Annotated in this window: 11 protein-coding genes; 10 read left to right on the forward strand and 1 reads right to left on the reverse strand. The window is 63.3% G+C overall.

Annotation, left to right across the window (positions count from 1 at the left end; translation table 11 throughout):
- The 6 genes from A6745_RS05705 to A6745_RS05730 all read left to right on the forward strand — a co-directional run bounded on the left by A6745_RS05705 (position 1) and on the right by A6745_RS05730 (position 6,832).
- On the forward strand, positions 1 to 975 hold the full coding sequence (locus A6745_RS05705; protein ID WP_066124634.1) for a DUF6492 family protein: 975 nt from the start codon (positions 1 to 3) through the stop codon (positions 973 to 975).
- A gap of 453 nt (positions 976 to 1,428) precedes the next feature.
- Complete coding sequence (locus A6745_RS05710) at positions 1,429 to 2,127, forward strand: response regulator (protein ID WP_066124635.1); 699 nt, start codon at positions 1,429 to 1,431, stop codon at positions 2,125 to 2,127.
- 55 nt (positions 2,128 to 2,182) lie between these two features.
- Positions 2,183 to 3,559 carry a sensor histidine kinase gene (locus tag A6745_RS05715; RefSeq protein WP_066125796.1) on the forward strand — a complete coding sequence of 459 codons (1,377 nt, stop codon included), beginning with the start codon at positions 2,183 to 2,185 and terminating at the stop codon, positions 3,557 to 3,559.
- Positions 3,560 to 3,661: 102 nt separating this feature from the next.
- Entirely contained in the window at positions 3,662 to 4,666 is a 1,005-nt protein-coding gene (locus tag A6745_RS05720; RefSeq protein ID WP_066124637.1) for a Bug family tripartite tricarboxylate transporter substrate binding protein, read from the forward strand.
- Positions 4,667 to 4,794: 128 nt separating this feature from the next.
- Entirely contained in the window at positions 4,795 to 5,232 is a 438-nt protein-coding gene (locus tag A6745_RS05725) for a tripartite tricarboxylate transporter TctB family protein (protein ID WP_066124639.1), read from the forward strand.
- 76 nt (positions 5,233 to 5,308) lie between these two features.
- Positions 5,309 to 6,832, forward strand: coding sequence for a tripartite tricarboxylate transporter permease (locus A6745_RS05730; protein WP_066124640.1), 1,524 nt, complete (start codon positions 5,309 to 5,311; stop codon positions 6,830 to 6,832).
- A 147-nt stretch (positions 6,833 to 6,979) separates the two neighbouring features.
- Here the strand turns inward: A6745_RS05730 and A6745_RS05735 are convergent, their stop codons facing one another.
- On the reverse strand, positions 6,980 to 8,152 hold the full coding sequence (locus tag A6745_RS05735; RefSeq protein WP_066124642.1) for a pyridoxal phosphate-dependent aminotransferase: 1,173 nt from the start codon (positions 8,150 to 8,152) through the stop codon (positions 6,980 to 6,982).
- Between the two features lie 342 nt (positions 8,153 to 8,494).
- On the opposite strand from A6745_RS05735, the gene A6745_RS05740 reads away from it, so the two are divergent.
- From A6745_RS05740 to A6745_RS05760, 4 genes are all read left to right on the forward strand, one after another.
- Complete coding sequence (locus A6745_RS05740; RefSeq protein ID WP_066124644.1) at positions 8,495 to 8,701, forward strand: cold-shock protein; 207 nt, start codon at positions 8,495 to 8,497, stop codon at positions 8,699 to 8,701.
- 3,790 nt (positions 8,702 to 12,491) lie between these two features.
- Positions 12,492 to 14,411, forward strand: coding sequence for a tRNA uridine-5-carboxymethylaminomethyl(34) synthesis enzyme MnmG (gene mnmG, locus A6745_RS05750; protein ID WP_066124647.1), 1,920 nt, complete (start codon positions 12,492 to 12,494; stop codon positions 14,409 to 14,411).
- Positions 14,408 to 15,073, forward strand: coding sequence for a 16S rRNA (guanine(527)-N(7))-methyltransferase RsmG (rsmG, locus tag A6745_RS05755; protein WP_066124649.1), 666 nt, complete (start codon positions 14,408 to 14,410; stop codon positions 15,071 to 15,073). Before mnmG ends, rsmG begins: the two co-directional genes overlap by 4 nt.
- Before the next feature lie 21 nt (positions 15,074 to 15,094).
- Positions 15,095 to 15,901 carry a ParA family protein gene (locus tag A6745_RS05760; protein WP_066124651.1) on the forward strand — a complete coding sequence of 269 codons (807 nt, stop codon included), beginning with the start codon at positions 15,095 to 15,097 and terminating at the stop codon, positions 15,899 to 15,901.
- The last annotated feature ends 2 nt before the right edge of the window (positions 15,902 to 15,903 follow it).

Genomic DNA, 15,903 nt, shown 5'->3' on the forward strand with positions numbered 1-15,903 from the left:
ATGACGCAGATCAGTGCGATTCTGCCTATCAAGACCCGTGGCAGGCATTACGCTGACAATATCGCCCGCTGCGACATCCTCTTTGCCTCGCTGCGCCATTTCGCGGCGCCCGGCCTGTTCGCCCGGTTCGTCCTCGTCGTGCCCCACGAAGAGGTCGAGGAAATCCAGGGCTATGCCAAGGCCTGGTCGGACTTTCCGATCGTGGTCGTCGACGAGTCCCTGCACATGGCCGTGTTCTCGGAATTCTCGCAACGCCACCAGATCCGCAACTGGCATCGCCAGCAGATCATCAAGCTGTATGCGCCGGCCCTGATCGACACCGAGTACTTCCTGGTGTTCGATCCGGACTGCTTCGCCACGCATCCGTTCTCGGCCGAGACCCTCGTCCCGGGCGGCCGTGCGCTGACGCACTACATGCCACGCAGCGCCGAGCCCCGTTACTGGGAAGCCTCGTCCAAGGTGCTCGGCGTCGACCCGCACCTGGACCGCGACGGCCTGTGGTGGACGCCGACCGTCCTGTCGCGCACGCTGTGCCTGAGCCTGCACAACAAGCTGGAAACCCTGTACGGGGAAGACTGGCGCCGGGTGCTGCTGAGCAAATACACGGTCGACTGGACCGAGTACACGCTCTACTGGCTGAACGCCGAGAACGAAGGGCTGCTGGACCGCTATCACACGGCACGCCAGCCTGGCCAGCCGGCGCTGCACACCGACCAGAGCGTGTGGCATGCGCAGCAGATGAAGGAATGGAACCCCGAACACTACTTCGGGCCCGGCAGCGACGGCCTGTTCGCGGTCGTGCAGAGCAACACCCACATCTCCCCGCAAAGCGTGGTGAAGATGCTGTCGCCGTATTTCCCCATCACCATCCAGCCTTACCAGCGCAACATCGACTGGAAACTGAAGGCTGCCGAACTCTATTCGGCGGTCGTACGCCGCGGCCTCAAGGCCTTGCGGCGCGCCTTCGGCCGCTGATCCCTCGACCCCCGCCGTACCGCAGCGGTACGGCGGGCGGCTCCACCTCCCCTTCACCTCATCGCGCCGCACAGGGCAGCGCCCGTCCACGGGCCTGCCCGGTACGCATTTGCGCGTCCGCGCCGCCTGTCCGATGCACTATTCTGCATCCGTCGCGGCAGGCCTCCCTGTGGATAACTGCTATGAGACGGAGTTGTGCACAGCGTGTGGACGTGAACTGAACAAACCCGGCTTTTCGGCGGCTGTGGAAAAGTTGTTCAACTTCGACTTATCCCCAGAACAGAGTTCATGCACAAGCAAAAACTTCGGCAAGCCGATGAAATAGAATCGCTTTTTAGGGTTGATGCAGTTATCCACAACCCTTATCCATTACCAATCTTTATATAAAGAACAAGATAAGAGAAAACCGTAACCCATGTCAGCCAGCCGCCACCCCCTCCCGGGCGAACCTTCATGCGTATCCTCCTGATAGAAGACGAAGCCGAGCTTGCACATTGGCTGGCTCGCAGCCTCGCCCGCCATGCGGGCTTCGTGGTGGAATGGGCCAATGACGGTGTCGTGGCCGAACGCCGCCTGACCCTGGAGGAATTCGACGCCGTGGTGCTCGACCTGGGGCTGCCTGGCATGGACGGGCACAGTCTCCTGGCGCGCATGCGCGCCAGGGACGACCGCACGCCCGTACTGGTGCTGACCGCCCGCGACTCGCTTGCCGAACGCATCGGCACGCTGCACGAGGGCGCCGACGATTTCCTGCCCAAACCATTCGTGCTGGAAGAAGTCGAGGCGCGGCTGATGGCGCTCATCCGCCGAAGCCGGGGACGGGAACATCCGCGAATGGCCCTGGGCAACCTGGTCCTGGATACCGCTGCGCAGCGTTTCTCGGTGTCCGGCCAGGTGCTCGCCCTGTCGCCGCGGGAACATGCCGTCCTGCGCGTCCTGATCCAGCGCAGCGGGGAACCCGTTGCCAAACAGCAGATCCTGGATCGCATCCAGCCCGACGACAGCGAGGTCAACCTGGAAGCCGTGGAAGTACTTGTGCACAGGCTGCGGAAAAAACTGGCCGGCACGGGGGTGCAGATCGTGACCCTGCGAGGCATGGGTTACAGCTTGGAGACCGTGGTTGAAAGCCCCGCAGACGGCACGTCCCCGTAACCGCACACTGAAGACGGTTCTCCTGGGAAGATTGATTCCCGCGCTGGTGTGCGTGATGCTGGTCGCCCTGTACCTGTCGAACCGCCAGTTGCGGGACCAGGTCGACCATGCCTACGACCGGTCGCTCGCTGGCGCCTTGCGGTCGATCGACCACAACATATCCACGGCCAGCGGCGGCCTGGCCATGGAGCAGCCGTACCTGCTGCTCGAGTTTTTCCAACTGACGGCAAGCGGCCACGTCTATTACCGGGTCGCCACCGAAGACGGTCTGGCGGAAATCGGCAGCCCCGGCCTGCCCTTGCCGCACGAGCCCCTGGTCTCGGGGCAACCCCGCTTCTTTTATGCCCAATACGGGGACGAGACCGTCCGGATCGCCGCGTTGGCGCGTCCGATGGACCCGCCGCTGTACAACGACCGGGGGGGCCGGGTGATCGTCCAGGTCGCCGAAAGCCTGGAAAGCCGCACAGAGGTCCTGCACAGCGCGCTGGTGGCATCCGTAGGCCGGGACCTTGCCGTCGTCCTGATCAGCGTTCTGGTGGTCATCTGGAGCGTTTTCAGTGCCGTGAAACCGCTGGAGCGCCTCAAGGAAGACCTGGATACCCGTCCCGCGGACGATTTGAGCCCCGTCAGCGCGTCCGGCGTGCCGGGTGAGGTCAGGCCCCTGGTCGACGCCGTAAACCTCCATATGGCCCGTTTTACGGACCAGGCGAGGGTGCAAAGGCAGTTCCTGGACGACGCCTCGCACCAGCTGCGCACACCGCTGTCGGTTCTGCGTACCCAGACGGCCTATGCGCTGCGCGAGGAAGATCCCGCCGAAATCCGTGCCGCTCTGCTGGGTATGCAGGAAGGGCTCGACCACGCGGTCCGCACCACCAACCAGATGCTGTCCCTGGCAAGAGCCAAGGACGCCACGCTGGCGGAAGGAGGCGCCGCCTTCGAGCCGGTCGACCTGGCCGAACTGGCCGACACCGTGGTCCGGGCCCTGCTGCCGGCCGCCCGGGCGCGCCGGTTGGACCTGGGCCTGGACCTGCCCGAATCGCCGGTCGAGGTGAAAGGCCTGGAATGGCTGCTGCGCGAAGCGCTGAGCAACTTGTTGGACAACGCCATCCGCTACACCCCCGACGGCGGCGAGATCACCGTCCGGGTGGCGCGCCAGGCGCATGCGGCGTGCGTGATGGTCGAAGACAGCGGTCCCGGCATGTCGCAGCTGGACATCGAACGCGCCGGCGTACGCTTTCGCCGGGGGGCGGCCGGCAAGAAAAAGGGCGGGGCGGGGTTGGGCCTGGCCATCGTCGGCACCATCACGGAAATCCACGCGGCGAAATTGCTGATCGAGAACCGTCCAGGCCGCCAGGGCCTGCGCGTGGCACTAGTATTTACCCTCGATTTGCCCAGGTTTGGTGCAACGCACCAGAAAAATGCATGGAGTTGAAAGGGTTCGGAAAGGCGGGGTTTTGTACGGTTGCGCTCCAGCGGGTGGGGCAAAAGTCCCTCCGCGCGGACATACACCTACAAACCTGACGGAGACCGCAAGATGCAGATCCCGCTGAAAACGCGCCTGGGCGCGGCATTGGGCGCAGTCGCGCTGACCCTTCTTTCGCTGACCTCGGCGGCCCGGGCCGCCGACGAGCCCCGCCGCCCCGAGTGCATCGCGCCGGCCCAGCCCGGTGGCGGATTCGACCTCACCTGCCGCCTGGCCACCGAAGGCCTGAAGCAGAGCGGCGCGCTGAAATCGCCGATGCGCGTGGTCTACATGCCCGGCGGCATCGGCGCGGTAGCCTACAACAACATCGTCGCCCAGCACCCGAACGAGCCCGGCACCATCGTGGCCTATTCGGGCGGCTCGCTGCTGAACCTGGCCCAGGGCAAGTTCGGCAAGTACTCCGTCAACGACGTGCGCTGGGTGTCGGGCATCGGCACCGACTACGGCGTGGCCGTGGTGCGCGCGGATTCGCCGTACAAGGATCTGAAGAGCCTGATGGACGCCTTCAAGGCCGATCCGACCAAGATCGTGCTGGGCGCCGGCGGCACCGTGGGCAGCCAGGACTGGATGAAGGCGGCGCTGACGGCCAAGGCCGCCGGCGTCGACTTCAAGCGCATGCGCTTCGTCGCGTTCGAAGGCGGCGGCGAAGCCGTCACCGCGCTGCGCGGCGGCCACATCCAGGCCTACATGGGCGATGCGGCCGAAGCCTTCACGATGCTGGAGGGCGGTGCGCCGATCCGCATCCTGGCCGTGTTCAACAGCGACCGCCTGCCGGGCAAGCTGGCCGACGTGCCGACCGCCAAGGAACAGGGCTACGACATCGTCTGGCCGATCATCCGCGGCTTCTACGTCGGTCCCAAGGTGTCGGACGCCGACTACCAGTTCTGGGTCGACGCCTTCAACAAGATGATGGCCGATCCCGAATACGCCAGGCTGCGCGGCCAGCAGGGCCTGTTCCCGTTCAACAAGACGGGCAAGGACCTGGACGACTACGTCAAGCAGCAGGTCAAGCAGTACACCGAACTGGCCGACAGCTTCGGCCTGATCAAGAAGTAAGACGCGTACCGGCGGCGCACGCGCGGCTGCGGGCCGCATGTCCGCCGCAAGTACCGCACATTGCCCGGTAGCGCCATCACGGTGGCGCGCGAGCGGCGCCCACGCGCCAACTCCAGGAACCATTGATCATGAATGATCGAATCTTGGGCGTCTTCGCCCTGCTCCTGGCCGCCTTCATCACCTGGGGCGGCTGGGACATCGAGGCGCCGTTCTCGTACGAACCCGTCGGTCCGCGCGCCTTCCCCATGCTGCTGGCCGTCATCATCGCCCTCTGTGGGCTGTGGCTGGTCTTCAAGGGCGGCCAGCAGATGGAAGCCAATCCTCCCGGCGCCAACGGCCGCATCTTCATGATGATCGTCTATGCGGCCATCTACGCGCTGTTGTTCCAGTGGCTGGGCTTCGTGCTGGCCACCGCGCTGATGACGGTCTTCGTCGGACGCCTGTTCGGCGGCGCCTGGGGCAAGTGCGCCCTGGGCGGCGTGGTGATGGGCGTGCTGTTCTTCCTGTTGTTCGACAAAGTACTCGACGTCGTGCTGCCCGCGGGCGTCCTGGGAGGCCTGGTATGACCCCCACACTCACTATGTTCGTCGCCCCCCGGGAGGGGGCCTTCAGCCTCCTTCGGGCGGCCGTGCGGAGGCTGGCATGAGCGGTATCTTCGATCACCTGGCGATCGGCTTCGGGGTGGCGTTCTCGCTGACAAACCTGCTCGTCGCCGCCATCGGTTCCTTCTTCGGCACCATGGTGGGCGTGCTGCCCGGCCTGGGGCCCATCAATGGCGTGGCCATGCTGATCCCCATCGCGTTCGCGATGAATCTGCCGCCCGAGACCGCGCTGATCCTGCTGGCCGCGGTGTACGTGGGCGCCGAGTACGGCGGCCGCATCACCTCGATCCTGCTGAACGTGCCGGGCGAAGCCAGCGCGATCATGACCACGCTGGACGGCTATCCGCTGGCCCGCCAGGGCATGGCCAGCGTGGCGCTGTCGCTGTCGGCCTGGTCGGCATTCTTCGGCGCCATCGTGTCGGTCACCGGCATCATCATCCTGGCGCCGTTGCTGGCGAAGTGGGCATTGGCATTCGGTCCCGCCGAGTACTTCGTGCTGATGGTGTTCGCGTTCTGCTGCCTGACCAGCCTGCTGGGCAAGGAGCCCGTGAAAGGCGTGCTGGCGGCGATGATCGGCCTGTTCATTTCGGTGATCGGCGTGGACGCGAACTCCGGCGTGTATCGCTACACCTTCGACATGGTGCACCTGTCCGACGGCATCGACTTCGTGGTTGTCGTGATCGCGCTGTTCGCCGTGGCCGAGATGCTGGAAATGCTCGAGAAAGTCGTGGCCGGACAGAGCGTCGAGGTCAAGTCCAGCGGCCGCAAGCTGTTCAACCTGGCCGAGATGATCTTCACATGGTGGAGCGTGGTGCGCAGCGCGCTGGTCGGTTTCGTGGTCGGCGTGCTGCCGGGCGCGGGCGCCAGCGTGGCCGCCGCCGTGGCTTACTCTCAAGAGAAGCGCATCAACGAAGCCAAGGATCCCAACGCCAAGTTCGGCAAGGGCGACATGCGCGGCCTGGTGGCGCCGGAAGCGGCGGCGACGGCGTCGGCCATCGGTTCCTTCGTGCCGATGCTGACGCTGGGCGTGCCCGGTTCCGGCACCACCGCGGTGATGATGGGCGCGCTGACGCTCTACAACATCACGCCGGGTCCGGTGCTGTTCGACACCAAGCCCGAGCTGGTCTGGGGCCTGATTGCTTCGCTGTTCATCGCCAACGTGCTGCTGTTCATCATGAACGTGCCGATGGTGCGCATCTTCGCCAAGGTGCTTTCCGTGCCGGGCTGGCTGATGGTGCCGGGCATCCTTTGCATCAGCTACATCGGCGTGTACGCCATCAACGCGGGTTCGTTCGATCTGCTGATGGTCGTTGCGCTGGGCACGCTGGGCTACTTCCTGCGCAAGTTCAATGTGCCGATGGCGCCGATGGTGCTGGGCGTGGTGCTGGGCGACATGATGGAGCAGAACCTGCGCCGTGCGTTGTCGATCACCGATGGTGAACTCTCCGTGCTGTTCGCAAGCGGAGTGTCGAAAGGTCTGTGGGTTGCCGCCGTAGCCGTGGTGGGCGTGCCGATGCTGATGCGCGTGCTGCGCCGCAAGCGCAGGCAGGACGCCGTTGGCTGATCCGCCAGGCTGACGTTTGCAGGGGCCGCCGTCGCGGCCCCTTTTTTTATGGGTCGAACGCCGATGTCCGGGCAAGCCTGGCGCGTTCCTTACCATGCCTCGCGGCGGCAAGCTTGCCTGAATTGTTGAAGTCTAAAATAGATACTTTCAGGTCCTGATGGTCTTTAGACGTTCGATCGCGCTGTCGAGCGTGGCATCGCGTTTGGCGAAACAGAACCGCACGATGCGGTGGTTCGATTCGGCCGCGTTGGGATCGCGGTAGAAGGCCGATACGGGGATCACGGTGACGCCGTGGTCCACCGTCAGCCGTTGCGCGAAATCGCCTTCTTTCTGCTGCGACAGCGCGCTGTAGTCGGCCAGCATGAAGAACGTGCCGGGACTGGGCAAGGGGCGGAATTGCGTGTCCGCCAGGCCCGCGGCCAGGCGATCGCGCTTGGCCTGGTAGAACGTCGGCAGATCCAGATAGGGCCGTGGATTCTTCATGTATTCGGCCAGCGCGAACTGCATCGGCGAGGGCACCGTGAACACCATGAACTGGTGCACTTTGCGCAGCTCGGCGCTCAGTTCACGCGGCGCGCAGCAATAGCCGATCTTCCAGCCCGTGGTGTGATAGGTCTTGCCGAACGACGAGATGATGAAGGCATGCCGCGCCAGCAGCGGCCGGCGCGCCAGGCTGTTGTGCGGCACGCCGTCGAACACGATGTGCTCATATACCTCGTCGGATACCAGCAGGATGCCGGTGTCGCGCACGATGGCTTCCAGCGCGTCCAGGTCGCTTTCCCGCAGTACCGCGCCGGTGGGATTGTGCGGGAAGTTCAGCATCAGCAGCCGCGTGCGCGGCGTGATGGCGTCGCGCACGCGTTGCCAGTCGATCCGGTAGTACGGATCCGCTTCCGTGGGCGGACGCAGCGGCACCGGCACAGCCGTGCCGCCCGCCAGGCGGATGGCGGGCAGGTAAGAGTCGTAGCAGGGCTCGATCACCACGACTTCGTCGCCCGTATTCACCGCGGCCAGCACCGTGGCCATCAGCGCTTCCGTCGCTCCGCTGGTGACGGTGATTTCCGTTTCCGGATCGTAGGCATGGCCGTAGAGGGCCTTCACCTTGTCGGCGATGGCCGCGCGCAGCGGCGCCACGCCGGGCATGTAGGGATATTGGTTGTGCCCCTCGGCCATCGCCTTGGACACCAGCTCGCACAGCTTCGGATCCGGATCGAAGTCAGGGAACCCCTGTCCCAGATTGATGGCCTTGTGCTCGATGGCCAGGCGGCTCATCACGGTGAAGATGGTGGTGCCTACGTCGGGAAGTTTTGAACGGATCATGGGGTGAAGGTGTCAGCGAGATGCGGCCGGCCGGGCAGGGCGTGCGGCCCTGCCTGAGGAATATTGGGAGGGATGATACGTCTTCCCCATGGAGGCGGCGCAGGGCCGGCGGCGTCTGATAGGGGACTGAAAGAAATGCGACATTGGGGTAAACAGCTAGTTGTATCCCGCCAGGGGCGTGAGTATGCTGCCCCTGCAGTTGACTCAAGCAGTGCGCAAGCTTGGTTGCAGTATCCAGATTGGCCTCACGCCACTTCCATGGGCGTCCCGCCCGCCAGGTTGTAGGTCCCAGCGTCCTTGATTCACTTGCATTTCGTTTTTCATCATCTGGACGCTATACAAATGGCTCAAAAAGGCAAGGTCAAGTGGTTCAACGCTGACAAAGGCTATGGTTTCATCACGCCGGACGAGGGGGGCACGGAAGTGTTCGCTCATTTCTCGGCGATTCAGGGCCGCGGCTACCGCAGCCTGAACGAAGGCCAGGAAGTCGAATATGAAGTGAAAGACGGCCCCAAGGGCCCGCAGGCCGCGGAAATCCGCCCCCTGTAATCCCTGCCGGCTTTCCTGATCCGGCGCCCCGCGCGCCGATCATTGACGCCCCACCGTCGCTGACGAGTGGGGCGTCCACGTTTGTACAGGTACAAACGTGAATCACCCTCACCCATTTGGATTGAGTGTCTTCCCTCAGCCATTTCTGTGGATAACTTGAGAGGGGCACAGCCGTTGGTACCCGTCGCCGGAGGCTGAGCCAGTGGTTGCATGGCAGAGGCGTAATACAGTTTTACACATGCCGGATTGTCTTTTTGCCCGAGCAAGCGGCATTTTCAGAAGCCAGTGCGGATGCCAGAAAATGGGATATCCCCAGCCTGATCCGCTGCGCTTTAGCCGGGAACACCGCATTTCCTGCGTCCATATGCGCATGTAGTGGGATTTTCTCTAGTTGAGCAGATATCACCGGCATCCTGCTCAAACCTCGCGTTGAACCTTGTTCCCAATGTTGCGCACATAGATATCCACAAACGTTCGAGTTTTTTGCAGCGTTGAATCCGGCATGGGGAAGAGGGGCCGGGCTTGTGGATATTGTTGGGGATTAACTGGCATCTGCCATGTTCGTCATGGAACAAACGGTGGAGTGCGTAATGAGGCGTCGGGGGCTTTTTTCCACAGTTGCTGATCGGATGGGATCTCCCCCTTCCTCGCAAAGTCCACAGTTCGGCTTTTACACAGTCGAGTAGGTTCCGAGCGATTGAGGGGAGTGCGTGCGCCCCGCAGCCTGCATTTGCCTATTGGATCGATAGCTGCGCTCTTGGGAAGACGGTTCCACGTGGAACGACACAATTGGTTTTATATACGTATCTATTTGTATTTGATACATTGTATCGATCTTATTCGTCGGCACTTATGCGGCCATAAGTCTTTCGATTGCCGGCACGCTCTTGTGTGCGCTTGACCTGCTGGCTGTGGATATCGGGGTTCGCTGCCGGCGTGGGCAGGGGATTCAGGGTTATCAACAGGCCGCAGCGGCGTTGACTGAGGGCTGCTTCTGATTGCCCCGGATAAGCGGGTTACAGCAATCTGTACACAGGATTGTCCCAGCCCCATGGGCCCTCGGGTCCGGGCCTGCATATGCCGCGTGGCGGGGGCCGGGATCATGGCGTGGTGAGGATGCCCTTCGCCAAGCACTTCCCGCCTGTGGATAAGTATGAACTTGCCGCTTTATCGGCCTGGCGGATGATGAGGGACGGGATGTCCACAGGAGACTCTCCTGGGGCGTGAAGAGTCTCAGTTGTCCACAGCGGTCGATGGGCCCGATGGCCCGATAGCTCAATGACTCGATCATTGCTTGGCAACCCTTGTCATCGCCAGATCCGGGCTCCCCCGACTCGGCCAGATTTCGTCGGCAGCATTCCGCCAGGCAGGCCCACCCCGCATCCTGTCTCGCCGATCGAAGGAGGGCTGGAACAAGCCCATCCCACTGCTCGCGGATAGAAACGCCACGGTTGGTCGGCCGGCCACTGGAGACTCGCCAGGTTGAATGCACCGCGCTGGGTCTCGCGGGGATGGAGAGGGCCAGAACTGGCGGTGCCAGAGGACGATCCGGGTGCCTTGGCCCCGCCAAATCGGCGATTCGCGGCAGCGTGAGCTGGGCAGGGATTGGAATTATCTCCGCGCGAGGGTGCCTTGATGGGTCACGGCTGCGGGGCCGGGCAAGGCGCGTTCCCGCGCAGTCGAGCGGTCCGTGGGCACTGGGGAAGGAGGTGTCCGCAACGCAGCTCGGTTTCACGTGGAATGGCTATTGCGATATCGCGTCCGCCGTCCCCGGATGCATCCGCGGGAATCAGTTGGTCATCCTGTCTGGCTGGCGCCTGGCGAGGCGGGCGAGGGGATTCCCAGATACCGGGTCCACCAGCCATGCTGGATAGCCGAAGGCCGCAACCTTGGCGTTGCGTAATGCGGGTGGGGCCTTGTGTCGAGCGGATCCAGGCCTGCCGTGAGGATCTCCAGGTTGGAATGAAAAAGGGGATACCTGGGTATAGACGAGTCGAGGCATGACCGGTTCTGCCCCGCTTACGGGCCGGGGCGGGCAGGGCTGTTTCCGGCTCTCGAATGGCGGGTGAGGCACAGCAAAGCCCTATTTTGAGTGTGCAGCAGAGCCCCTTCCTGGCCTGCACGGAGATGATGTCGGTGACTGCCGGTCGCTTCATGGCTGGATCGGCCTGATGTCGATGTCATTTGCCAACCCCGATTCCATGGTGGAGAGCCGGGTCACGTGACGCCGTGGCGATGCCAGGGGGCCTGTAATGGCATGCGTCATGGGCTCGCATGCGGATTGGTGGTAGCGCCGGAGCAATCCCTGGCCTACGTCTTCGGAATAAAAAGTGACTCACCTGGGCATGGAGGAGGGCTTTTGCCGCCGTAATGCCGACGCGGGACCAAGCAGTGCAGATCAAGGGATTGGCGCGTCGGGTGCGACGCATCTGCGAGATTGCCCAGCAGAGGGGGCGTTTGCGCAAGGCGTTCAGGCGGCCTCTGCGCGAGGCGCAGGCAACGCAGCACGCGGCACGCAGCACGCAGCACAATCCACAGAACGCCAAGCCAACCACGCCGGACCCCGTATGGGGTCTACCTTCGGGGCCGGATCGATACGGCGTGGCCATACCGGACGCTGGCGGCGGTGTTGCGTCGGCAGAGTCAGGAGCGGGGCTACCCTGGCGGCATTATCCAACTCAAGGCGTTCACCAAAGACTCTAGCCGTGAGGCCGCCGACGAACCGGTGATGCGGCCCGAGACAGCGCCGGACATGCAGATGCGACCGGACTTCACGTGCATCCGCCACGTCTTCATCCCCCATTTGGACGGTGGGCGTTACCTGCGGGCATGTCACTACAAGGATGAATCACCGTTCGGGAATGAGGGCCTAGGCACCCACGCCTGGATGAAGCCTGCTGCGGAGCAAGGTCTCCTTATCTATTTCCTGCTGTCTGCCTCCGGTAGCGCCTTCGACCTATCCCAAGACCTTGGTCGATTCCCGATATCTTCAGACTGGCAGGCCGGCGTCGGCCCTGGATTCGCCTGGCCGTCGTTCGCGCATTTACAGAGCCGGCTCTCCAAAGAGAGGGCATCCCTCTTCCAGGCACGCTGGTGATCGGAAGAGAGAAGGGGCCGGCTGCCATATGGGACAGCGGCCTGCGTATGGGCCAATCTATGTTTCACGTGAAACATGCACTCTGTTTGGGCAAGCTATACAGCGGCGGGACATTCGCCGCTCATCAGTACATTGAGCTTGGTTACGTACCGGGGAGGGTGCAATGGCTCTTCGGGCACCGCCCCATCCCGGAGACTGCCAATTCAATGCCGCTTCAGGCAATGTCCAGACCTGTCCAGACGTCATCACAGGTTTTGACATCAGACTGGGCCATTGGTCATCAAGTAAGCCGCCGACAGGGTGCGCCAGCCGTGGCCCTAACCAGTCCTGGCACGATGGGGGCTCATTACTGGGCAGGACGAGGCGGGCGTGTCTGCATAACGAACGAAGCCTTGGTGCGCTTACGAATTCATCCGATGCCGATCCAAGGCGAGTGCGGCGGTGTGCGCGCGAGCCCCCTGGAAACTCCGTTCCCTAGCGGTCTCCATGGCCGCCCGCAGTAGACGCCCCAGTCACAAGAAGAATGGATGCTTCCCGACCCGTTTGATTCCCCAATGTTCCACGTGAAACATCGCTCGATAGTGGCCAAACCGCCTCAACAATCCGGCTAGCCAACGGGCACTCCCATGTTTCACGTGAAACATCAATCCGCTGCGCCTATAATGACCACCGAGCTCTTTATCTCTGCCCATCATGGATTTCCCGCGCGAATTTGATGTGATCGTCGTTGGCGGCGGTCACGCTGGTACGGAAGCCGCCCTGGCCTCCGCTCGTACCGGCGCAACCACTTTGCTTCTCACCCATAACATCGAGACGCTGGGGCAGATGTCCTGCAACCCCTCGATCGGCGGGATAGGGAAGGGCCATCTCGTCAAAGAAGTGGATGCGTTGGGCGGCGCCATGGCTATCGCCACGGACGAGGCCGGGATCCAGTTTCGTATCCTCAATGGTTCTAAAGGCCCGGCCGTCCGAGCCACGCGTGCGCAAGCCGACCGTGTGTTGTATCGCAAGGCCATCCGTACCCGTCTGGAAAATCAGTCCAATCTTTGGCTGTTCCAGCAGGCTGTCGATGACTTGATGGTGGAAGGGGACAAGGTGGTCGGCGCTGTGACGCAGATCGGCCTGAAGTTCCGCGCTCGTTCTGTGGTGCTGACCGCTGGCACATTCCTGAACGGCCTCATCCACGTGGGCCTGCAGAATTACGCCGGCGGCCGTGCCGGTGATCCCCCAGCCATCTCGTTGGGCGCCCGGCTGAAGGAACTGCAACTGCCGCAAGGCCGGCTGAAGACCGGCACGCCGCCGCGCATCGATGGCCGCACCATCAACTACAGCATCCTGGAAGAGCAGCCCGGCGATCTCGATCCGATCCCGGTGTTCTCGTATCTGGGCAATGCCGCGATGCATCCGCGCCAGCTGCCCTGCTGGATCACGCACACCAACGAACGTACCCACGACATCATTCGCGGTGGACTGGATCGCTCGCCGATGTACAGCGGGGTGATCGAAGGAGTGGGGCCGCGCTACTGCCCCTCGATCGAAGACAAGATTCATCGTTTCGCAGACAAGTCCTCGCACCAGGTTTTTCTTGAGCCGGAAGGTCTTGACACCCACGAGGTCTATCCGAATGGCGTGTCGACCAGCTTGCCCTTCGATGTTCAGTTCGATCTGATCCGCTCGTTGCCGGGCCTGGAACAGGCGCACATCCTGCGGCCTGGTTATGCCATCGAGTACGACTATTTTGATCCACGTGGATTGAAATCCACGCTCGAAACCAAGGCCATCTCGAATCTGTTTTTCGCTGGCCAGATCAACGGCACCACGGGTTACGAAGAAGCTGCCGCGCAAGGCTTGCTGGCTGGCGTCAATGCGGCGCTGCTTGCGCAGGGCAAGGAACCCTGGACGCCGCGCCGCGATGAGGCCTATCTCGGCGTGCTGGTCGATGACCTGGTCACCCGTGGCGTCACCGAGCCGTACCGCATGTTCACGTCGCGTGCCGAATATCGTCTCAGCTTGCGCGAAGACAATGCGGATCTGCGTTTGACGGAAATCGGCCGCGGATTGGGCCTGGTCGACGATGAGCGTTGGGATGCCTTCCGCCGCAAACGCGATGCGATCGAAAATGAATTGCAGCGTCTGAAATCGACGTGGGTCAACCCGCGCCTGTTGCCCGCTGAGCAGGCCGAAGCATTACTGGGCAAGGCAATTGAACGTGAGTACTCACTATCAGACTTGCTCCGCCGCCCGAACGTCAGCTACGCCAGTTTGATGCAGGCGCGCCGGGATGATGGCGAGCTGCTGGCCGGTCCCGGCCTGGGCGATGACGAGATCCTCTCCGAGCAGGTCGAGATCCAGACCAAGTACGCGGGCTACATCGCCCGCCAGCAGGACGAGGTGCAGAAGCACGCCGCGCACGAGCAACAGGCGCTGCCCGCCGATCTGGACTACGACGCCGTCACCAGCCTGTCGTTCGAAGTCCGCCAGAAACTCAAGACCCATCGCCCCGAAACCATCGGGCAAGCCGCGCGCATTTCGGGCGTCACGCCCGCCGCGATCTCGTTGCTGTTGATCCACCTCAAGCGCTTGCACTACAGCGCGCGCAAGCAGGCCGCATGAGTCCGGCAGAGACCCTTTCCGCCGACGCCCTGGGTCGGCTGACCGCGGCTTGCCAGCAGATGGCGCTGGACGTCCAGCCGCCGCAGCTCGATACGCTGCTGCGCTACGTCGCGCAGTTGCAGCGCTGGAACCGCACCTACAACCTCACCGCGATCCGCGATGGCCAGCAGATGCTGGTGCACCACGTGTTCGACAGTCTGGCCGTCGTGCGTCCGCTGGCCGCCGTGCTGGGCGAGCAAGCCACCATCATGGACGTCGGCTCCGGCGGGGGATTGCCGGGTGTCGTGCTCGCCACGCTGCAGCCTGGCTGGCAAGTGACGTGCGTGGATGCCGTGGACAAGAAGATGGCGTTCGTGCGCCAGATGAGCGGCGCGCTCGGCCTGCCGAACCTGCAGGCCAGGCATGCCCGCATCGAAACCCTTGAGCCCGCCGGCTGCGACATGGTCGTGTCGCGCGCGTTCGCCTCGCTCGGGGATTTCGCGGAATGGTCCGGGCGCCACGTGCGAGAGGACGGCGATCTGGTCGCCATGAAAGGCAAGACCCCTGATGCTGAAATCGAAGCCCTGCATGCGCAGGGTGTGTGGCAAGTGCAGCGTATCGAACCGCTGGCCGTGCCCGAGCTGGATGCCCAGCGCTGCTTGATCTGGATGCGCCGCCGCTAAGAATCGCCAAGAAGGAAACCAATGACCACCAATCCGCCCGGCAAGTCCGCCCGCATCTTCTGCATCGCCAATCAAAAGGGTGGCGTGGGCAAGACCACCACCGCCATCAATCTCGCGGCGGGCCTTGCCACGCAAGGGCAACGCGTGCTCCTGGTCGACCTGGACCCGCAGGGCAACGCCACCATGGGCAGCGGCATCGACAAGAGCACGCTGCGCGCGACCTTGTACCAGGTGCTGATCGGCGATTCGTCCATCGAGAATGCGCGCGTGCGTTCCGAGCCTGGCGGCTACGACGTGCTGCCCGCCAACCGCGAGCTGGCTGGCGCCGAGATCGACCTGGTCGAGATGGAAGCGCGCGAACGTCAGTTGAAGGAAGCCATTCTCACCGTGGCCGATCAGTACGACTTCGTGCTGATCGATTGCCCGCCCACGCTGTCGCTGTTGACGCTTAACGGCCTGGCCGCCGCGCATGGCGTCATCATCCCGATGCAGTGCGAATACTTCGCGCTGGAAGGCCTGTCCGACCTGGTCAACACCATCAAGCGCGTCCATCGCAACATCAACAGCGACCTGCGCGTGATCGGTCTGCTGCGCGTGATGTTCGATCCGCGCATGACGCTGCAGCAACAGGTCTCGGCGCAGCTCGAGGCGCACTTCGGCGACAAGGTGTTCAAGACCGTGGTGCCGCGCAACGTGCGGTTGGCCGAGGCTCCCAGCTACGGCATGCCCGGCGTGATCTACGATCGCGCCTCGCGTGGCGCCCAGGCGTACATCTCGTTCGGCGTCGAGATGATCGAGCGCGTCAAGACCATGGACGCGTCGATCTGACC

The organism is Bordetella ansorpii (genome assembly GCF_900078705.1).
GTDB classification, from domain to species: Bacteria; Pseudomonadota; Gammaproteobacteria; order Burkholderiales; family Burkholderiaceae_B; genus Bordetella; species Bordetella ansorpii_A.